Source organism: Terrisporobacter glycolicus ATCC 14880 = DSM 1288 (assembly GCF_036812735.1).
GTDB classification, from domain to species: Bacteria; Bacillota; Clostridia; order Peptostreptococcales; family Peptostreptococcaceae; genus Terrisporobacter; species Terrisporobacter glycolicus.
This window is the reverse complement of sequence record NZ_CP117523.1, coordinates 1,108,455-1,125,844: the sequence shown is the minus strand read 5'-3', so window position 1 is coordinate 1,125,844 and position 17,390 is coordinate 1,108,455. Positions and strand designations below refer to the sequence as shown.

The 17,390-nt window shown below is 28.3% G+C and carries 24 protein-coding genes; 3 read left to right on the top strand and 21 right to left on the bottom strand.

The features are described from left to right. Positions 1-27: 27 nt before the first annotated feature. The 19 genes from TEGL_RS05590 to TEGL_RS05500 form a co-directional block, all read right to left on the bottom strand. Positions 28-819: a flagellin gene (locus TEGL_RS05590; protein ID WP_018589210.1), complete on the bottom strand. Its 792-nt coding sequence runs from the start codon at positions 817-819 to the stop codon at positions 28-30. A 105-nt stretch (positions 820-924) separates the two neighbouring features. Then, positions 925-1,245 carry a flagellar protein FliT gene (gene fliT / locus TEGL_RS05585; RefSeq protein ID WP_018589209.1) on the bottom strand — a complete coding sequence of 107 codons (321 nt, stop codon included), beginning with the start codon at positions 1,243-1,245 and terminating at the stop codon, positions 925-927. Between the two features lie 18 nt (positions 1,246-1,263). Continuing rightward, complete coding sequence (fliD, locus tag TEGL_RS05580; RefSeq protein WP_018589208.1) at positions 1,264-2,931, bottom strand: flagellar filament capping protein FliD; 1,668 nt, start codon at positions 2,929-2,931, stop codon at positions 1,264-1,266. A 12-nt stretch (positions 2,932-2,943) separates the two neighbouring features. After that, complete coding sequence (gene fliS, locus TEGL_RS05575) at positions 2,944-3,327, bottom strand: flagellar export chaperone FliS (RefSeq protein WP_018589207.1); 384 nt, start codon at positions 3,325-3,327, stop codon at positions 2,944-2,946. Positions 3,328-3,340: 13 nt separating this feature from the next. After that, positions 3,341-3,553 (bottom strand): carbon storage regulator CsrA, encoded by a 213-nt coding sequence (gene csrA, locus TEGL_RS05570; protein ID WP_018589206.1) that lies wholly within the window; start codon positions 3,551-3,553, stop codon positions 3,341-3,343. A gap of 11 nt (positions 3,554-3,564) precedes the next feature. Further along, positions 3,565-3,936 carry a flagellar assembly protein FliW gene (gene fliW / locus TEGL_RS05565; protein ID WP_018589205.1) on the bottom strand — a complete coding sequence of 124 codons (372 nt, stop codon included), beginning with the start codon at positions 3,934-3,936 and terminating at the stop codon, positions 3,565-3,567. 16 nt (positions 3,937-3,952) lie between these two features. Further along, positions 3,953-4,903 carry a hypothetical protein gene (locus TEGL_RS05560; RefSeq protein WP_018589204.1) on the bottom strand — a complete coding sequence of 317 codons (951 nt, stop codon included), beginning with the start codon at positions 4,901-4,903 and terminating at the stop codon, positions 3,953-3,955. Positions 4,904-4,913: 10 nt separating this feature from the next. Then, on the bottom strand, positions 4,914-6,221 hold the full coding sequence (gene flgK / locus TEGL_RS05555) for a flagellar hook-associated protein FlgK (protein WP_018589203.1): 1,308 nt from the start codon (positions 6,219-6,221) through the stop codon (positions 4,914-4,916). A 15-nt stretch (positions 6,222-6,236) separates the two neighbouring features. After that, entirely contained in the window at positions 6,237-6,650 is a 414-nt protein-coding gene (locus TEGL_RS05550) for a flagellar protein FlgN (RefSeq protein ID WP_018589202.1), read from the bottom strand. Next, the gene (gene flgM, locus TEGL_RS05545) at positions 6,647-6,922 is read right to left on the bottom strand and encodes a flagellar biosynthesis anti-sigma factor FlgM (RefSeq protein ID WP_018589201.1); all 276 of its coding nucleotides are present in this window, start codon (positions 6,920-6,922) and stop codon (positions 6,647-6,649) included. The genes TEGL_RS05550 and flgM overlap by 4 nt, the downstream gene beginning before the upstream one ends. Before the next feature lie 20 nt (positions 6,923-6,942). Further along, entirely contained in the window at positions 6,943-7,248 is a 306-nt protein-coding gene (locus TEGL_RS05540; protein WP_018589200.1) for a FliM/FliN family flagellar motor switch protein, read from the bottom strand. Positions 7,249-7,258: 10 nt separating this feature from the next. Continuing rightward, the gene (locus TEGL_RS05535) at positions 7,259-7,684 is read right to left on the bottom strand and encodes a YaaR family protein (RefSeq protein ID WP_018589199.1); all 426 of its coding nucleotides are present in this window, start codon (positions 7,682-7,684) and stop codon (positions 7,259-7,261) included. Positions 7,685-7,717: 33 nt separating this feature from the next. Then, positions 7,718-8,377, bottom strand: coding sequence for a lytic transglycosylase domain-containing protein (locus TEGL_RS05530; protein WP_018589198.1), 660 nt, complete (start codon positions 8,375-8,377; stop codon positions 7,718-7,720). A gap of 160 nt (positions 8,378-8,537) precedes the next feature. Then, positions 8,538-10,529, bottom strand: a complete 1,992-nt coding sequence (locus TEGL_RS05525; protein WP_018589197.1) for a fructose-1,6-bisphosphatase — start codon at positions 10,527-10,529, stop codon at positions 8,538-8,540. 176 nt (positions 10,530-10,705) lie between these two features. Continuing rightward, positions 10,706-10,855 carry a FeoB-associated Cys-rich membrane protein gene (locus TEGL_RS05520; protein WP_018589196.1) on the bottom strand — a complete coding sequence of 50 codons (150 nt, stop codon included), beginning with the start codon at positions 10,853-10,855 and terminating at the stop codon, positions 10,706-10,708. 16 nt (positions 10,856-10,871) lie between these two features. Then, positions 10,872-12,962, bottom strand: coding sequence for a ferrous iron transport protein B (gene feoB / locus TEGL_RS05515; RefSeq protein WP_018589195.1), 2,091 nt, complete (start codon positions 12,960-12,962; stop codon positions 10,872-10,874). 17 nt (positions 12,963-12,979) lie between these two features. Beyond that, entirely contained in the window at positions 12,980-13,207 is a 228-nt protein-coding gene (locus TEGL_RS05510) for a FeoA family protein (RefSeq protein ID WP_018589194.1), read from the bottom strand. A 15-nt stretch (positions 13,208-13,222) separates the two neighbouring features. After that, positions 13,223-13,435: a FeoA family protein gene (locus TEGL_RS05505; RefSeq protein WP_018589193.1), complete on the bottom strand. Its 213-nt coding sequence runs from the start codon at positions 13,433-13,435 to the stop codon at positions 13,223-13,225. 165 nt (positions 13,436-13,600) lie between these two features. After that, positions 13,601-13,939, bottom strand: a complete 339-nt coding sequence (locus TEGL_RS05500) for a DUF2325 domain-containing protein (protein WP_018589192.1) — start codon at positions 13,937-13,939, stop codon at positions 13,601-13,603. A gap of 184 nt (positions 13,940-14,123) precedes the next feature. Between TEGL_RS05500 and TEGL_RS05495 the strand changes: the two genes are divergently transcribed. The 3 genes from TEGL_RS05495 to TEGL_RS05485 all read left to right on the top strand — a co-directional run bounded on the left by TEGL_RS05495 (position 14,124) and on the right by TEGL_RS05485 (position 15,622). Next, positions 14,124-14,672 (top strand): DUF3793 family protein, encoded by a 549-nt coding sequence (locus TEGL_RS05495; protein WP_018589191.1) that lies wholly within the window; start codon positions 14,124-14,126, stop codon positions 14,670-14,672. Between the two features lie 121 nt (positions 14,673-14,793). Next, on the top strand, positions 14,794-15,234 hold the full coding sequence (locus tag TEGL_RS05490; RefSeq protein WP_018589190.1) for a MarR family winged helix-turn-helix transcriptional regulator: 441 nt from the start codon (positions 14,794-14,796) through the stop codon (positions 15,232-15,234). Continuing rightward, positions 15,227-15,622 carry an HsmA family protein gene (locus tag TEGL_RS05485; RefSeq protein WP_018589189.1) on the top strand — a complete coding sequence of 132 codons (396 nt, stop codon included), beginning with the start codon at positions 15,227-15,229 and terminating at the stop codon, positions 15,620-15,622. The genes TEGL_RS05490 and TEGL_RS05485 overlap by 8 nt, the downstream gene beginning before the upstream one ends. Before the next feature lie 72 nt (positions 15,623-15,694). On the opposite strand, the gene TEGL_RS05480 is transcribed toward TEGL_RS05485, so the two are convergent. Together TEGL_RS05480 and TEGL_RS05475 are read right to left on the bottom strand one after the other, a co-directional pair. Then, complete coding sequence (locus TEGL_RS05480; protein WP_018589188.1) at positions 15,695-16,471, bottom strand: AAA family ATPase; 777 nt, start codon at positions 16,469-16,471, stop codon at positions 15,695-15,697. Between the two features lie 4 nt (positions 16,472-16,475). Then, positions 16,476-17,300, bottom strand: coding sequence for a DUF975 family protein (locus TEGL_RS05475; RefSeq protein WP_018589187.1), 825 nt, complete (start codon positions 17,298-17,300; stop codon positions 16,476-16,478). Between the last annotated feature and the right edge of the window lie 90 nt (positions 17,301-17,390).

Below are 17,390 nucleotides of genomic sequence, written 5' to 3'. Positions count from 1 at the left end.
TTAGTTTTAAAGTTAATTCAAGTTTAATTATCTTAATAATTGAGTTACTTGTTCTGGTTGTTGTTTAGCTTGAGCTACCATAGCTTGAGAAGCTTGAGTTAATATGTTAAACTTAGATAACTTAACCATTTCTTTAGCAACATCTACGTCTCTTATTCTTGATTCTGCTGCAGATAAGTTTTCTGTTGATGTTGTTAAGTTTGAAGAAGTGTACTCTAATCTATTTTGTACTGCTCCTAATTTAGCTCTTGATGCGTTTATAGTTGCTAAGTCAGTAGTTGCTGCTGTAACTACTGCTGCTGCTTTTGTAGTATCAGCTACATCTGAAGTTACTGTAGTAGCTAAAGTTCCTACTGCGAATGTTCTTGTTTCAGCATTAGCACCAGCTTGTATTGTTACTGTACTAGCACTAAATACTGTAGTATTATTGAACTTAGTATCTGAAGCTATCTTACCTATTTCTTCTTTTAATTGACCTAATTCTAAAGATATTTTATCTCTATCAGCAGTTTCTAATGTTGAGTTACCAGCTTGTATTCCTAACTCTCTCATTCTTTGAACTATATTTCCTGCTTCTTCTAATGCACCTTCTGCAGTTTGTACCATAGATACACCATCTTGTACGTTTCTATCAGCTTGTTCCATACCTCTTATTTGAGATCTCATTTTCTCAGATATAGCAAGTCCTGCAGCATCATCTCCAGCTTTAGTTATTCTTAAACCTGTAGATAATTTCTCCATAGAATTTCCTGCTAAAGCAGTGTTTTTTGCCATTTGATTTGTTGATATCATAGCATTTAAATTAGTGTTTATTCTCATTTTATACTCTCCCTAGTTTTTACGACATCCTTGTCTTATTTTTTATACAAATACTTGGCCAAGCATTGCTTACATTATATTTATTCGGCATACTTTTAAAATACTTTATACTTTTTTATTAAAAATATTTAAATTTCTGTTATTGTAATTCACATATGAGTTATTAACCTGTTTTGATAGTCTATATTCTTTTATTTCTTGCTTTATTTTTGCCATATTATCTTTTAAAAGCTCTTCTATCTGTCTATCTATATCAATAATTCCTTCATTAATTAACTTCTGTTTAAATTCATTATTATTAATTTGATTATCTAATATTTCTTGCCTTTTATTTAATAATTTTTCTAATGCATATATATCTTCATTTTTTAATGATTCAACAATTTGTAATGATATATCTTTATATAAACTAATTTTTTCTGTCATATAATATCCCCCCCAAACTTACATTTGTGCGAAATAATTCATTTGAGAATTAAATTTATTCATATTCGACTCTAATAATCCAAACTTCTTGTATAAATCATTTTCTTTATCATTCATTTTTCTTTGTAGCTCTTTTATAGCCTGTGCTTGTTTTTTTAATTGTTCTGAATAAAAATTATTAGCTGCTGATGCAGTTTTATCAAGGCCAGCTTTTTTAGCAAAAATAGAAGAAGAGTTACCTACATACTTACCTATGGTACCTTTCATATTTTCCATAACACTTGAGCTTCCTTTTGCAAACATATCATATACTTTATCAGAATTATTTTCTAATGCTTTTATAAATTTAGTCTCATCTAAAGATATTTGACCTCTTTTGTTATAGTTTTCATGAGATGTTAATCCCATTTCATTTAATATTGGCATATTATCTCCAAATATAGCTCTTTGCATATCATCCATGAATTTTCTCATATCAGAGTCATTTCTAAGCAGACCCTCTCTAGCCTTTTCTTCCCATTTTTTTATCTCATCTTCATCCATATCTTCTTTTTGAGCTTCAGTCAATGGTGGATAGTCTCTATTTGGTTTTTGTATTAAAGTATCATACATTTTTTCCATTATTTTGTTATAATCTTCTACAAAGGCTTTCATTTTATCCACTACAGGCTGAACATCTTGTTTTGAAGTTAATTCAGATGTTCCTGTTGAATGAACATTGTATTTTATACCATCAATAGTAAATGAGTTTGATTGTTCTTCTAAAGTTTTTGTAAAGGAACCATCTTTTGATGTTACCACTACTTGTGAATTAGTCCCTATGAAAGTTTTTCCACCAAATCCTAAAAAATCTAAAGACCCACTTTCAGTTTTCCCATCTTCCGAAACTATTTTAAGAGAACTGTTACTTCCCGTCTTAGAAGATTCTATAGTAAACTTACCTGTCATTTCGCTATAAGATGCTTTTACTTCTCCCGACGTGCTATTGTTTATTTTTTTCACTAAAGTTTCTATAGTATCAGCTGGTTGATCTAGTACATCTATTTCTTTTGTTTCATAAACCGGTTTTCCATCGGCATCTACCATTGGCTTTCCATCTACATCTACTTTTTGTACATAAACTGGTTTCCCATCGGCATCTACCATTGGTTTTCCGTCTACATCTACTTTTTGTATTGGTACAGTTTCTTTCTTATATGTATTCTCAGTTCTTATTGTTATAGGTTTTGAAACCTCGTTTTCTCCATCTCCATATCTAATTACAAATGTAGTTTCTCCTGATAAGCCTAAATCTTTTAGACTATTTGTTTTATTTGTAGCCTTAGATGATTCTGCTCTAGGAGGTTGAGCTAATTTTTTTACATCAAATTTATAATCAACATGGTTTGCTCCAGGCGTACCTGTTGCAGTCATCACATTTGAATTAGAGCTACTTACAGTTAACGTATTCCAAGCACTACTAACTAATATGGAGTCTTTAGATGTGAAACTAAAATATTTGTCATTAAAACCTTTTACATCATTTATAACTTCTCTATAAATTTCTTGTTGCCATTTTAAAGTTTGCTCTTTTTGCTTAGCTTTGTCTATTTTATTTTGTTCTCCAGTAAGCATTTGTTTTACCATCGTTTCAGTATCCATACCTGTCGCTAAACCAGGTAACCTTATTCCACTAACACTTGACATAAGAATCCCCTCCTACTTCCCAGTTTTTATCTTTTTATCTGCTTCATACCATATATCTCTTATTTCTTCTATTATAGGTAATATATTATCAATTATATTTACATCTTTCTTTATATTCGCTCTTCCAAGTTCATTTTTTATAAAATCATATAAATTGTATAGTTCTTCCATATACTTCCCAGCACTTTTATCCATTGTAACCATTAATTCTAAAAATATATCTTGGACACGAATCAATTCCTTATGAGCTCTAGCCATGTCTTTTTCTTGTATTGCTACTTTTGCTATCTTTGTATATTTTACAGCACCATCTAATAGCATCAATAGTAACTTTTCCTTTGATGCCATATTTACTGAATTTTGCTTGTATGTATTATACGGGTTTGATGTATACATAAATCTTCCTTCCTTACTTTAACAACTTTAATATTTCATTTGTATTTGCAACTGCTTTAGCATTTTCTTTTCTTACATTTTCATATACTTCTTTTCTAAGTATAATTTTGTCCTTTGGGGCATCTATTGCAATTTTTACACTTCCATCATCTATTTTTACTATCTTTATTTCAATATCATCACCAATCAATAAAGATTCTTCCTTTTTTCTAGTAATTACTAACATCATCCCACTCCTTATACTAAAGGTTCTTTTATGTTATACTTATCATCTTGCAATATTAATTGCTTACCTTTATTATTTTTTATATTTATAATAACAGGAGCTTTTAAATTAACTGTGCTTTTTTCTAAAGTCTTTCCTAGAGTTATTAGATTTAATACTAACACATCTTTTGGACTATCTATTTGTAATTCTTTTATTATATCGTCACTTAAATTTAGTTCATAATCTTTTTTAATTTCAAATGGAGATATGGCTATAAATCCAATATTTGAATCTTCTATAGATATTATTAACTTAAATTTTTCGTTGCTTTCAACTTGACTTACTTCAAATTTCCTATATTTTTCAAGTCCCGGTATTCCTTTTTCAAAAAATATTTGCATAGATCCCTCCCACATTTTATAGATAATCTAATATAGTAGGTTGCATTAATGTAGTACCTACTTTTATAGATGCTTGATATACTAACTCAGCTGATTTCAACTCTATAAATTTTTCAACTTGATTTACATCTTGGTCTAGAGATAATACTCCCTTCATATTTAATATGTTTTCTTCATTAAGTTCCTTTACCTTTTCTGCTGTACTAACTCTAACACCTAAAGAAGTTCTTTCATCTAGTGCATGATTATACAAGTTATCTATATTATCCTTAGTTGTTCCTAATAATTGTTCTTTTGCCTTACTTTTTTCATCATCAGTTCCATTTGTTATTTTATCCATAAGTTTAGATACATTATTGATTTCTTCAAGAAAATCTACTGATTTACCATTATTGTCTTTTCCATTAAAAATCTCACCCGCTGATATATTATAATCTATGTTTATACCATCGGATATATCTGCTCTTAAATCACCCATATTTGAATTTGGATTAATTTTTAAAGTAACTACACCATCTTTATTTTCCATTGTTATAGGTGGCTCATCCACATTAGTCCCACCAAACATGTATTTTCCACCATAAGTGGTATTCATTACATCGGCAATTTCTTTTATTTTTTCATTTATTTCAGCTTGAATGGCCTTAAACTCTTCATCAGAATATACACCATTTCCAACCTTTAATATATCATCTTTTATATCTCCAAGCATATTACCCAAATGGTCTAAAGATCCGTCTGTTGTGTCCATCCATCCAACTGTCTCATCAATATTATAGTTATATTTTTCTGTATATCTTATTTCATTGTTTAAGTTCATTATTCTTATAGCTTTATGTGGATCATCCGAAACTCTATTTATCATTTTACTAGAATTTATCTGCTCATTTATTTTATTCATTCTAGTTAAATTTTCTTGAGTGTCATACATATGATTCCTTATCATTGAAGTATTTGTTATTCTCATATTTATCCCCCTATCTCTTTAGTCCATTTATAACTACATCTAAAAGACTATCTATAGTAGATACCACTTTTGCACTGGCGCTATATGCATGTTGGAATTGTATTAAATTTACCATTTCTTCATCCATAGATACTCCTGATGTATTTAATCTTGTATTATCTATTTCTTTAATTATTTTACTTTGATTACGTTCTTGTCTTATTACTTCTTGTGATTCATTACCTAATTTTTGTATCATTTGATTATAGAATTTATCTATAGTAGTTGTTTCCCCTCCTATAGTTATTTTTTCATCCTTTAATTTATACATTGCTAAGGCTGTCTCTGTTGAAATCTCAAACGCTCTAGGATTATCTGATAAATCCTTATTTACACTTAATATAGGGTCTTTACTGGCATCAAATATAAATAAGTCAGATGGTTTAGCACCTCCATCTGCAAGGACTTTATTAACACCTTCAGCTATACCCTTTGCTAAGTCTGTTAAACTTGTGGTATATTCATCTATTTTATCTATCATATCTAAAGAACCTTGTATTTCTCCTGATACATTATCCAAACCTTTGATATCATCTACAGTTAAAGGCGTAAAATTACCATCCGCATCGTATGTATTTTCCAAAAGCTTTTTAACATCATCGTTATTTAAATCTAGTTTCATACTTAGATCATCTAAAACTTTATCTCTTTCATCCATCAAGTCATTAGGTGTTTTCCCACTACCTTCAACTATTTTTATCTGTTTGTCTAATTTTTTAAGTTGCTTAAGCATATTGTTTACTTCTTCAATATCTTCGTTAAGCTTCTTATCCGCCTGTTGTACCAAACTATCTAACTTTTTCTTTATATTGCTAATATTATCTGCAAGATATTTAGTATTTTGAACCATAATATCCTTAGATCCTACATCTGTAGGGTTCTTTGATAATTCTTGCCAACTAGAAAAGTAGTTCGCTATCGATGCTGAGATTGATGTTTCTGAAGGCTCATTAAATATAGTTTCCATATTTGTATAGTATTGATATTTCGTACTTATTTCGCCATAGTTATGAGATTCGCTCCTATACTGATAGTCATAAAAAGTATTTCTTATTCTCATAATATTAGTAGCCTCTACACCTGTCCCTAATTGACCTGCTCCAAGACTACTATTAAAACCTGGGTTACTATAAGCACTTTTTGCACTTTGTTCTACTCTTTGCCTAGTATATCCAGGTGTATTCATATTGTTAATATTATGGGATGTAGTCTGTATCGACGCCTGACTTACATTCATTCCCGATTTAGCTGAGTGTAAACTCCCTAATAATCCAGCCATATATATCCCCCTATCTTATTTACCTACTTGCCCATAAGCATTATATGTACCTATTCCTTTGTTGGGCTTGAGACAATTTATCATTTTTTTAGTAAAGAATAATCTTTGTTTTATAAGTATTTCATTTGCTTCTTTTTGTATTTCTATCATTTTTAAAGTAGCTTGTATTTCTTCATAAGCTTGCTTTATTTTTTCATCATTACTAGCTTCCACCACTTCTTTCATACTAGATTCACTACCCATAATATTTCTTCTTTTTATTTCTATTCTTGCTAAATTTTTTGCTACTTCATCTAATTCTTTTGCAATTTTATCCATCTTTATAACATCTTTATCTATTATAAAGTTGTACTGTTCGTCTAAAAGAGTTAATAAATTTTTAATAATATTTTTTTCTTCAAATATTATTACTTTTAACTGTGAATTCAATTATTATCACCTTCCATCCTTTCTATTATTTTTTTTGCTAAAGCTTTTGAATCTACTGAATATGTTCCATTTTCAATTCGTTTTTTTATATCATTCACTTTATCCATATTTACATCTTCTTTGCTTATATTTACTTCATTTAAATATTTTCCCAAATCTGATATTTGTACTGAATCTGATTTATTATTTTTATTATTTATATTTTCAACTCCCAATTTTTTAGTTTTATAAACATTGTCAATATTTGTAAATTTAATACTATTAATTTTCATAGTGCACCTCCTTGTATTAACTAAATATCTTGATTTACACTTTTAATCTGTGAAAGCCTAACTGCTAATTTATTTTCTATAATTATACTTTCTCCACTTGCTATCATTTTTCCGTTAACATTTATATCAAGTGTTTCTTCAACATGCTTATCAAGCACTATTATATCTCCCACTTTATAGTTTGCAATTTTACCAATTTTTTCCTTAGCACTTCCCATAGATATGGTTATATCCATAAGCGCTCCAAATATTTGATTTGCACTATCAGTTGGTATTTTTTCACCTTCTACTAATTGTTCAAATTCTACTGAATAAATATTATTCATATTTCCTCCTTTATAAATACATATCGACTAAAAGCCCATTTATTTCATCTATTTTTGTGGCCAAATTTATATTATCTTTCTGATCATATAATAATTCTTTAGTAATACCTTCTAATTTTTCATCTACTATTTTTACTGTTTTGAAGTAATTCCCATCCCAAAAACTAGAATCTTGATTTAAACTATACATATAATCCACAACTGATTTTAAATATGACTTAATAGCTTTTTTGTAATTTACCACATCGCTATAGTTTTGATTTGCCACTACTTTTTCGCCAATTGACTTTATTTCTTTTATATATGATTCTATCTCTTCTTTACTTTTAAATCTATTCGCCAGATTAAAACTATCATTAAAGCTACTTTTTTGTTTATTTCCTCTATTTTCTATAGTATTAATATTCCTATTTATACCTACATGTTCTACTTTCATATTTATCCTCTATAATTATAAATATTTTAATTATTATCCTTTATAGTATTTCATTACTTTTGGTACATAGTTTTGAGTTTCTTTTGGCATTTTATATAAATCATTGATTGATTTAACTCCTCTGCTAGCCATTCTTCCCGGTCCTCCATTATAAGCCATCAATGCCATTCGTTCATCTCCGCCATACATATCTAGATATTCTTTTATATGTCTTGTCCCACCGTCTATATTTTGCTCAATGTTAAATGGATTTTTGACTCCTAAGTCAATACAATTAAATGGCATTAACTGCATTAAGCCTTTTGCTCCAGCACCAGACACACAATTAGGATTAAAATTAGATTCAACTTTGATTATTGCTTTAATTAAATTTTCATTTACCCCGTATTTTTTTGCACATTTTTCCACGGCATTTTCAATTCTTTCATTTACGCTTTTATCTTTATTTGTTGCTTTTATTTTATTTGTATTTTGACTGCTATTTAATGTTTCTAATCCTGAGACATTTTCAAGATTTTTATTATTCAAGTTTATATTTATATTTATATTTTGTGAGTTAGTTGTAGAGATTGCTTTTAACAAACTTATCATTACCATGTCAAAAGAATTACTACTAGATTCACAACTACATTTATTTAAACCAGTCAAAGAATTACTTAGCTGGTATTTTAATAAGTCAATACTATTAATCATATATTCTCCTCAACCTTTTTATTTTTATAATACGTCAATTTCTAGATTATCTTTATACAATAAATTATTTTTTTATTAAGGTTTAGTATTTTATTTTTAAATAAAAATGAGCTATTTACTAATTTTTAATAACATAGCTCATTAACATTTTCTATTTGATTTAAACTTCTTTAATAAGACCTTTTTTGTAAGCAATTATTAACATCTTCAAATCATTTACTTCTTGCTGTATTTTCATTCCATCATAAGTATCTCTTACAAACATTCTATTTACTCTATTTTCCACAATTATTGATGTAGATAATATATCTTTTTCATTAAATATAGAGTCTTCTGCTGATGAGAAGGGCTCATGTGATACTAATTGCATCATTTGTGAGTTGTATATTAAAGTATATCCCGCTATTCCTGTTTTTCCTTGGTAAGCTCTAGAAAAGCCACCATCAATAGCTAAAATTCTTCCACCTGCTTTTAATGGGCTTTCACCATTTTTACTCTTAACAGGCACATGCCCATTGATTATGTGCCCGCTTTCAAAATCTAAATCAAACTCATTAAAAATCCTCTTTAAAATTTCGTCTTCTTCTCTTAATGTATAGTATGGATTTTTATTTTCTCTTTGGGCTTCTTTTTCCTCTATAAAATATCTTTCATATGTGGTCATATCATCTTTTCCAAATAATGATGAGCATCTGCCTGTCCATAAATACCACATCATGTCTTTTCCATATTCTTTTTCTGGATGATTTTTATCAAAGAAATATCCTTTTCTAATATAAGATTCCATCTTGTCCATTAATGCTTTTCCTTTATACTCATGATTGTCAATTTTCATAGACATAAAGTCACCATCATTAGTTAAAGGTATACACCCGTGAACAAGTAAATTACCATTAGTTTTTAAATAAATGCTGCCCTTTGAGAATAGAAAGCCTACGTGTTTTTGAAGTTTATCGCTATTTTCAAAAGATGTAGCCAACTTTTCTATAACAATTTCTTCTCTTTGTGTTAGTTTATAAGGATCTTTTGGGTCTATTGTTGGGAAGTTTATATCTTTTAATTTGTAAGTTTTACCCTTTAGTTTTATTGTTCCTTCTTTGTAATTTACCTTGCTTAACAATAACCTATGATCCATTTCAAACTCTGGTCTTCTTTTAATTATTTCTGCTTCTAATTTAAATTGAATTATACTAATAGCTTTGTGCATTTTTGCCATTAATGATTTTTCAGTTATAGAAGCCTCATCATCACTCATTTTCGGTATAAATTCTGTACATGGATCATCTTTGTATATTTCTAGAGCAAATGTTGCTAAAGGTAATATATTAATTCCATAAATATCTTCTACTATATCTAAATTAGCATATCTTGCAGATATTCTTATAGCATTGGCTACACATAATTTTTGTCCTGATGCAGCTCCCATCCATAATATATCGTGGTTTCCCCACTGTATATCCACATTGTGGTAATTCATCAAAGTATCCATAATAATATCAGGTCTTGGTCCTCTATCATAAATATCTCCAACTATATGCAATCTATCTATAACAAGTTTTTGTATTGCCTTAGAAACTTCTATTATAAATACTCTTGCTCTATCTATCTCAATAATATTATCCACTATACTTTTATAATATTCATCTTTATGAGGGCTCGTTGAATCTGGGTGTAATAACTCCTCTATAATATATCTAAAATCTTCTGGAAGGAACTTTCTTACTTTTGATCTTGTATATTTACTTGAAGCATATCTTAAAAGTTCAATTAATCTATGAATACTTATTCTATAAAAATCTTCAATTTCTTTTTGACTTTCTTGTTTTTCAATCAAATCTAGTTTTTGTTCTGGGTAATATACAAGAGTAGCCAATCTTCTGCGCTCGCTCTCTATCATACAATTTCCAAATAATTCTTCTATTTTTCTTTTTATTACTCCCGATGCATTTTTTAATACATGAACAAAAGGCTCATATTCCCCATGAATATCTGACAGAAAATGTTCGGTTCCCTTAGGAAGATTTAATATTGCTTTTAAATTTATAATTTCAGCACTCGCTTCTGATATGCTTGAGTATTGTTTAGATAATAATTTCAAATATTTAAGCTGACTATTTAAATAGTCATCTGAAACTTCATATATTTCTTTCATATAAAATTCCTCCCTATTAATTTTCTTACTATTAATTATTATAGCATATATTTTTATATTAATTTTTCTTATGGTTGCTCTTTATATTTTATTCCAAATGACAATAATATATTTTTATACAAATAAAAAGAATGAGATATCTCATTCTTTTTAGGGAAGGTTAGATTGTTAAGAAATTATTGTTTATGGTTACACTGATTTGCAGATGAACATCCATTGCAACCACTAGAGCACTTACTTTCTCCACTTCTAGCATTCTTTATAAAATTTTTACACGTTAAAATTACTATTAAAACTGCTCCTATTCCAATTAAGTAATTTATCATAATATCATCCCTTTATTTAAAATATAAACCTGCAAGCTGTATATACTAAAAATGCAACTACCCAAGCCACTAACATTTGAAAACTTATTGTACAAAGAGTATCTTTTAAAGAACCCATTTCTTTTTTCATAGCTCCAACAGCTGCAAAACAAGGCATACAAAGTAAATTAAATGTCATATATGAAAATGCTGCTGCTTGCGTAAATGCTGTTGCCACACCTGGAATTGCTGCACTTCCTTCCATAGCTGCCTCTGTTATTGCATCACTTGCTCCATATAATACCCCAAATGTAGAAACTATATTTTCTTTAGCTATCCATCCTGTCACTACACCTACTGATGCTTTCCAGTTTCCAAATCCAAGTGGTGCGAATATCCATTGAATACTTCTACCTATTGAGGCTAATATGCTGTCTTCCATCTCACACATACCGCTAAAGTTGAAGTTAGACAAGAACCAAATTAAAATAGTAGATGCCAATATAATTGTTCCTGCTTTTATTGCAAACCCTTTTACTTTTTCAAATCCATGAATTAAAACACTTCTTAAAGTTGGTATTCTATATTGAGGAAGCTCCATAATAAAATTAGATGCTTCTCCTTTTACTATAAACTTACTTAATATAAGTGCTGATATTACTGCTACAGCTAGACCTAACATATAAATTGAATAAACTATCAAAGTTTGATTACTATTTGTAAATAATGTTGCTGCAAACATTAAATAAATTGGTAGTTTCGCTCCACAAGACATAAATGGAGTAATCATCATTGTTATTTTTCTATCTTTTTCATTTTCTAAGGTCCTACTTGCCATAAGAGCTGGTACTGAACACCCAAACCCCATAAGCAGTGGTATAAATGATTTTCCACTCAAACCAAATCTTCTAAATATTTTATCCATAACAAAGGCAACCCTCGCCATGTATCCGCTATCCTCTAATACTGACATTAATAAGAATAATACAAGTATTTGCGGTAAGAATGATATTACTCCACCAAGACCTGCAAGTATTCCATCTCCCACTAGAGATAGTGCCCATTCACTAGCACCCATATTTTGTAATGACGTGAGTATTGTTTTAGTTAATGGACCTTCCCAAAAATCAACAACTATAGTTTGAAGCCATACACCTATACCTAAAGGTCCTTCACCAAATGTTATAGAAAATAATCCGTACATTATTACTAAAAATGCAGGTATAGCTATTAATCTATTAGTTAGTATTTTATCTATTTTATCAGACGTAGTTTCAACCCTCTTACCATCTGATTTTTCTTTCTTTTTAACAGTTTTTCCTACTACGTTAGAAATAAATTTGTATCTTTGGTCTGCAATTTCACCTTCTGCATCTCCATTTAATTTTTCATTAGCTCTGTTTAAAATTGATTCAATTTTTTGCTTTGCATCATAAGAAAGTTTTTCAATTTCTATTGGATCTTCTTCTAATAATTTTATACTTCTCCATCTAGAATTTATTAAACGACTATCATTATCATCTATATAGTGTAAAATTTCTTCTAAAAAATCTTCAACATCCTTTGAATAAATATCTAAATCTTCATTTCTTTCTGTTGATACTTTTTTTACTTCATTCATTAAAGTATCAATGTTTTTACCATTTCTAGCCACAATAGGTACAACTTTAACGCCTAAGTATTTTGATATTTTATCTATATCTATTTTTGTACCACTATTTTCAACTTCATCCATCATATTTAGTGCCACGATAGTTGGAATTCCTGTTTCTAGTATTTGAAGTGTTAAATACATATTTCTTTCTATATTTGTAGCATCAATTATATTTATAAGTACATCTGGTTTTTCTTCTACTATATAATTCCTTGCAACTATTTCTTCTGCTGAATATGGCGAAAGAGAATAAATCCCTGGTAAATCCACTATATTCATTTCTTTATTTTTTTTATATTTTCCCTCTTTTTTCTCTACTGTAACTCCTGGCCAGTTTCCAACATGTTGTTTTGAACCAGTAATTTCATTAAAAAGAGTTGTTTTTCCACAGTTTGGATTTCCTGCTAATGCAATATTTAAACTCTTTGTCTTCCCACAGTTTGAATCTTCTGCTAATGCAATATTTGAACTCATTTTATCCCCCTCCTTTACTATAATTGATTTACTTTTATTTGATTTGCTTCGTCTTTTCTTAAACTTAGCTCATATCCTCTTAAGTTCACTTCTATAGGATCACCTAGAGGAGCTACTTTTACTATTTGAATTTCTACTCCTGGTGTAATTCCCATATCCATCAGCCTTCTTCTCGAAGGTCCTTTTTCTCCTAAACTAATTACTGTTCCTTTTTGTCCAGGACTTAAATCTCTTAACGTTTTCATCAATCTTTCCTCCTGCTATTCTACTACTATTTTATTTGCCATTGCTCTATTTATAGCTATTTTTGTACTTTTAATTAATAATATAATTCCACTTGGATTTTCTGATATTACCTCAATTTTTTCACCTGGCAGAAATCCAAGACTTTGTAAATGTGTTTTTACTGAATCTTTTCCTCTTAATTCTTTTATTCTCTTAATTTCTCCTAAAGAAACCATAGACAATAACATATAACCATCCCCTTAAATTTATATAAATGATATTTAATATTTATTGATAATCAATCTCACATACTTTAATAATAACTTTCCATTTCCCCCATGTCAATAGTTTTATGAAAATAATTATCATTATTACCATATATATATGATATTTATGCTTTCCTCTTATGTATTTTATATGAAACTCTTTGTTTTTTTAAAATTATATTTACATGATGAACATTCTCCATTACATTCTTCTACTTTATCAAGACATTCCAAAAAAGATACTTTACTGTTATTGTAATGTCTTATAACAGGTATATTTTTTTTCTTTGCTTGAGTTTCTACTACAGTTTTTAACTTATGAGATACTGTAGAAGTAAACATTACAACTGCATTTGGACTTCCAAAATCCTTAAGAGCTTTTGATGACATATTTAATATTACTTTAGTTTTGTATCCTTTTTCTTTTCCTAAATTAATATAGTCTCTCTTCATTCTTTCATTTCCACCTACTACCAATAAAGTCATTTACCTTTCATCCTCTCTTTCGTTATTGATAATGATTATCATTAATACTCATAATGATAGCATTTCATTTCCAGCCTGTCAATAAATATAGGTTCTTTTAACAAATTTTACATAAAAAAATAATTATAGATTGACTGTTTTATAAGAATAATAAAACTATATAACTTTTAAGGAATGATTTTAAATGATAGATAAATTATTAATAAAATATGCTTCACCGACTTTAGCCGGAGTAAAAACAGGTAGCTTATTCAAAGTTTACAAACACAATAAATTGAATTTAAATGTTGAAATTAGAAATTACAATCTGCTTTTAAATTCTTTAGATGTATACTTAGATATTATTTATACTTGCGATAAATATGTTTTAATTTACCTTTATAGATCAAAAATGCTTCTTAATGATTTAAAAAATAAAAGTGTTATAGATTTTTTAAGTACTTATGGATATGAAGGTATTAATATAGAAGATTACATCTCTCACTTAAAAGTAAGATTTAAATTTTTTCATAAAACACCTCATGAAGTTGGTGTTTTTCTAGGTTATCCTTTAAATGATGTAAAAGATTTTATTGAATATAAAGGAAATAATTTTAAAATTTGTGGTTGTTGGAAAGTTTATAACGATGTTGAACTGTGTAGCAATAAATTTAAAATTTTCAAAAAATATACTCAACTATTTACTTATCTTTATGACAATAATTATCCATTGGAAATATTAATTCATAGTTGAAAAAATTTTAATTATAAGTTGTTGACAAAAAACATTCAAAGTAATAAAATAGTTTGCATAAGAACAAATTAGTTCCTATGCAAACTATTTTGTTTAATTAAATTGATGAGGAGATTTTTTAATGAAGCATGATTCATTTGAAATAGCAATGTTAATAAAGGAAATATACGCAAGTACAATTGAAATTGTTAACCAAAATTTAAAAGGAAGTTCCCTTACTCATCAACAAACCATGGTTATTAAGTTAATAGCACATAAAGGGAAGGTCACAATCTCTGAGTTATGTAAAGAAATGTCTTTAGCTAAGGGTACTATATCTGGTATAGTGAGTCGATTAGAAAGCGTTGATTACGTAAAAAAGGTAAAGTATGACAATGACAAAAGGAATACTTATGTAGAGTTTTCAGATAAAGGTTATCAATATGCTAAAAGCTTTAGGAATGAAATAAATAAAAGCTTTGATAAAGTATTTGAAAATTTTACTGATGAAGAAGTAAAAAAGACTAAGAAAGATTTAATTGAACTAAGAAATAAATTAAAAGGAGATAATAAAAATGAGTAGTATTTTAATTTTTGCAATAGTAGCTATAACTTTAGCTCTAATATTTTATACAATAGGGGTATTCTCTGAAAGAAGAGCTAAAAGCCTTAATAAGAATCATGTAATCATATTTTGGCTAGGTTTAATATGTGATACAACAGGTACCTTAACTATGAGTAAAATTGCCGAATCAGGTACTGATGCAATGAGCGCTTCTGGTCTAACGTTACACGGAATTACTGGGTCTTTAGCAATTGTACTTATGTTATTCCATGCCGTTTGGGCAACATGGGTGTTATATAAAAACGACGAAAAGAAAAAAGAAACGTTCCATAAATTTAGTATTGTAGTCTGGCTTGTATGGTTAATTCCTTACTTTATAGGAATGATATTAGGAATGAAAATATAGTATTTTCATAATAAAAATAACAACTATATAATATTATATAGTTGTTATTTTTATTATATAATAGTTTCTATTTTAGTCATCTAATAAAATATTCAAAAACTTTTCTTTACTATTTAAAAATGATTTTGTTATTTGAAAATGATCCGTTTCCTCCACATTTACTTCTCTAATTTTGCTATCTTTAATTTCATATATTGTAGAATCAGGATAAGTCATAAGTATTGGTGAATGGGTACTTATAATAAATTGACAGTTTTCTTTTACTAATTCATTTATCCTAGTAAGCATTGACATTTGTCTACATGGAGACAGGGCGGCTTCTGGCTCATCAAGAATATATATACCATTTTTTGAAAATCTATTTAACATTACAGAGAAAAATGATTCTCCATGAGATTGATCATGAAGAGATTTGCCTCCATATGAATCAATCACTCTAGCTCCTGGGCCAATAACACCATCTAATTCATCTATATTAGTAGCCAAATTATACATTGACTCTGCCCTCAAGAAGAATCCATCTTTTGGACTTTTTATTCCTTTTACTAAGGTAATATATTCGTAAAGTATGGAGTGACTATTTTTCGTAGAAAAATTAAAGTTCTTGGTACCACCTTCCGGATTAAATCCATATGCTACAGCTATAGCTTCCAATAAGGTTGATTTTCCACTACCATTTTCTCCTACAATAAAAGTAACTTTTGGATGCATTTTTAATTTTTCTAAATGCTTTATTATAGGCAAGGAAAAAGGATACTCATTAATATTTGCTATCTTTTCTTTATTAATTTTCACTTCTCTTATAAAAGTATTATAATTTATTTCTTCCATCTTGCATTTGCCTTTCAATATATTAGAATCCTATTAATTCACTACTACTAACATATCCATTTTTAAGAGCATCCTCTCTAAGATAAGCATATAACTCTGCATTTGTACTTTGTACATAAGGATTAACATAGAAAATACCAAGTATACCTATAGTAAGACCTGATAATATCTCCCATCCTAAGAATGATAAATCAAGCATAAAAGTATTCCATTTATTTCCAATCATCATTCTTTTACTTATTTCAAAAGCCCTTTGTCTACTTATATCTGGATTTTCACTTAATATATATGGTATCATTCTATATTCATAAGATTTTATTACTCCTGGAATTATAAATAACAATGACCATAAAAATTGGAATAAGCCCTTCATAAACATTGTAAATATTGTATTTTTAAGTTGACCGCTTTTATAAATAAAAATCAAGCTATCTAGTGTCTTTTCTTCTTCTCTAATACCCATAAAGAAATTATTTTTCCCTATTTCTATTGGATAAACAATTAGTAATTTAACAATGAATATCACAATAAAAATAAGTATAAATATACCCATAAACAATAAAAAGAATCCACTAGCAAAAAATTCTTCCACTATATTAAGAGAGTCTGATTTTTCTTGATCTAAATCTTCATCATAATAATATTCATCATTTCCATAATAGTAGTCATCTGTATAGTTATAATCGTTATGCATAAATGAGTCGTAAGTATCACTTACTCGGCTACTAACTCCACTTCCTAAGCCTCCACTTAATAGTAAACATATAAAACATACTAGCACTGCTTTCCAATAAAATTTTTTAAAAGTAATTTTTCCTCTTTCTTTCAGTTCACTTCTAATCCACATAGTATTCCCTCCTTTTACCATAATTATATTATATGCTAGTTTTTATTTGCATAATATTACAACATTGTATTATTTAAAATGTATATAATT

Excerpts from the sequence above, each read along its gene's own strand:
- TEGL_RS05590 (WP_018589210.1), bottom strand. The coding sequence starts at position 819 with ATGAGAATAAACACTAATTTAAATGCTATGATATCAACAAATCAAATG.
- fliT (WP_018589209.1), bottom strand. The coding sequence starts at position 1,245 with ATGACAGAAAAAATTAGTTTATATAAAGATATATCATTACAAATTGTT.
- fliD (WP_018589208.1), bottom strand. The coding sequence starts at position 2,931 with ATGTCAAGTGTTAGTGGAATAAGGTTACCTGGTTTAGCGACAGGTATG.
- fliS (WP_018589207.1), bottom strand. The coding sequence starts at position 3,327 with ATGTATACATCAAACCCGTATAATACATACAAGCAAAATTCAGTAAAT.
- csrA (WP_018589206.1), bottom strand. The coding sequence starts at position 3,553 with ATGTTAGTAATTACTAGAAAAAAGGAAGAATCTTTATTGATTGGTGAT.
- fliW (WP_018589205.1), bottom strand. The coding sequence starts at position 3,936 with ATGCAAATATTTTTTGAAAAAGGAATACCGGGACTTGAAAAATATAGG.
- TEGL_RS05560 (WP_018589204.1), bottom strand. The coding sequence starts at position 4,903 with ATGAGAATAACAAATACTTCAATGATAAGGAATCATATGTATGACACT.
- flgK (WP_018589203.1), bottom strand. The coding sequence starts at position 6,221 with ATGGCTGGATTATTAGGGAGTTTACACTCAGCTAAATCGGGAATGAAT.
- flgM (WP_018589201.1), bottom strand. The coding sequence starts at position 6,922 with ATGAAAATTAATAGTATTAAATTTACAAATATTGACAATGTTTATAAA.
- TEGL_RS05540 (WP_018589200.1), bottom strand. The coding sequence starts at position 7,248 with ATGAATAATATTTATTCAGTAGAATTTGAACAATTAGTAGAAGGTGAA.
- TEGL_RS05535 (WP_018589199.1), bottom strand. The coding sequence starts at position 7,684 with ATGAAAGTAGAACATGTAGGTATAAATAGGAATATTAATACTATAGAA.
- TEGL_RS05530 (WP_018589198.1), bottom strand. The coding sequence starts at position 8,377 with ATGATTAATAGTATTGACTTATTAAAATACCAGCTAAGTAATTCTTTG.
- TEGL_RS05525 (WP_018589197.1), bottom strand. The coding sequence starts at position 10,529 with ATGAAAGAAATATATGAAGTTTCAGATGACTATTTAAATAGTCAGCTT.
- TEGL_RS05520 (WP_018589196.1), bottom strand. The coding sequence starts at position 10,855 with ATGATAAATTACTTAATTGGAATAGGAGCAGTTTTAATAGTAATTTTA.
- feoB (WP_018589195.1), bottom strand. The coding sequence starts at position 12,962 with ATGAGTTCAAATATTGCATTAGCAGAAGATTCAAACTGTGGGAAGACA.
- TEGL_RS05510 (WP_018589194.1), bottom strand. The coding sequence starts at position 13,207 with ATGAAAACGTTAAGAGATTTAAGTCCTGGACAAAAAGGAACAGTAATT.
- TEGL_RS05505 (WP_018589193.1), bottom strand. The coding sequence starts at position 13,435 with ATGTTATTGTCTATGGTTTCTTTAGGAGAAATTAAGAGAATAAAAGAA.
- TEGL_RS05500 (WP_018589192.1), bottom strand. The coding sequence starts at position 13,939 with ATGACTTTATTGGTAGTAGGTGGAAATGAAAGAATGAAGAGAGACTAT.
- TEGL_RS05495 (WP_018589191.1), top strand. The coding sequence starts at position 14,124 with ATGATAGATAAATTATTAATAAAATATGCTTCACCGACTTTAGCCGGA.
- TEGL_RS05490 (WP_018589190.1), top strand. The coding sequence starts at position 14,794 with ATGAAGCATGATTCATTTGAAATAGCAATGTTAATAAAGGAAATATAC.
- TEGL_RS05485 (WP_018589189.1), top strand. The coding sequence starts at position 15,227 with ATGAGTAGTATTTTAATTTTTGCAATAGTAGCTATAACTTTAGCTCTA.
- TEGL_RS05475 (WP_018589187.1), bottom strand. The coding sequence starts at position 17,300 with ATGTGGATTAGAAGTGAACTGAAAGAAAGAGGAAAAATTACTTTTAAA.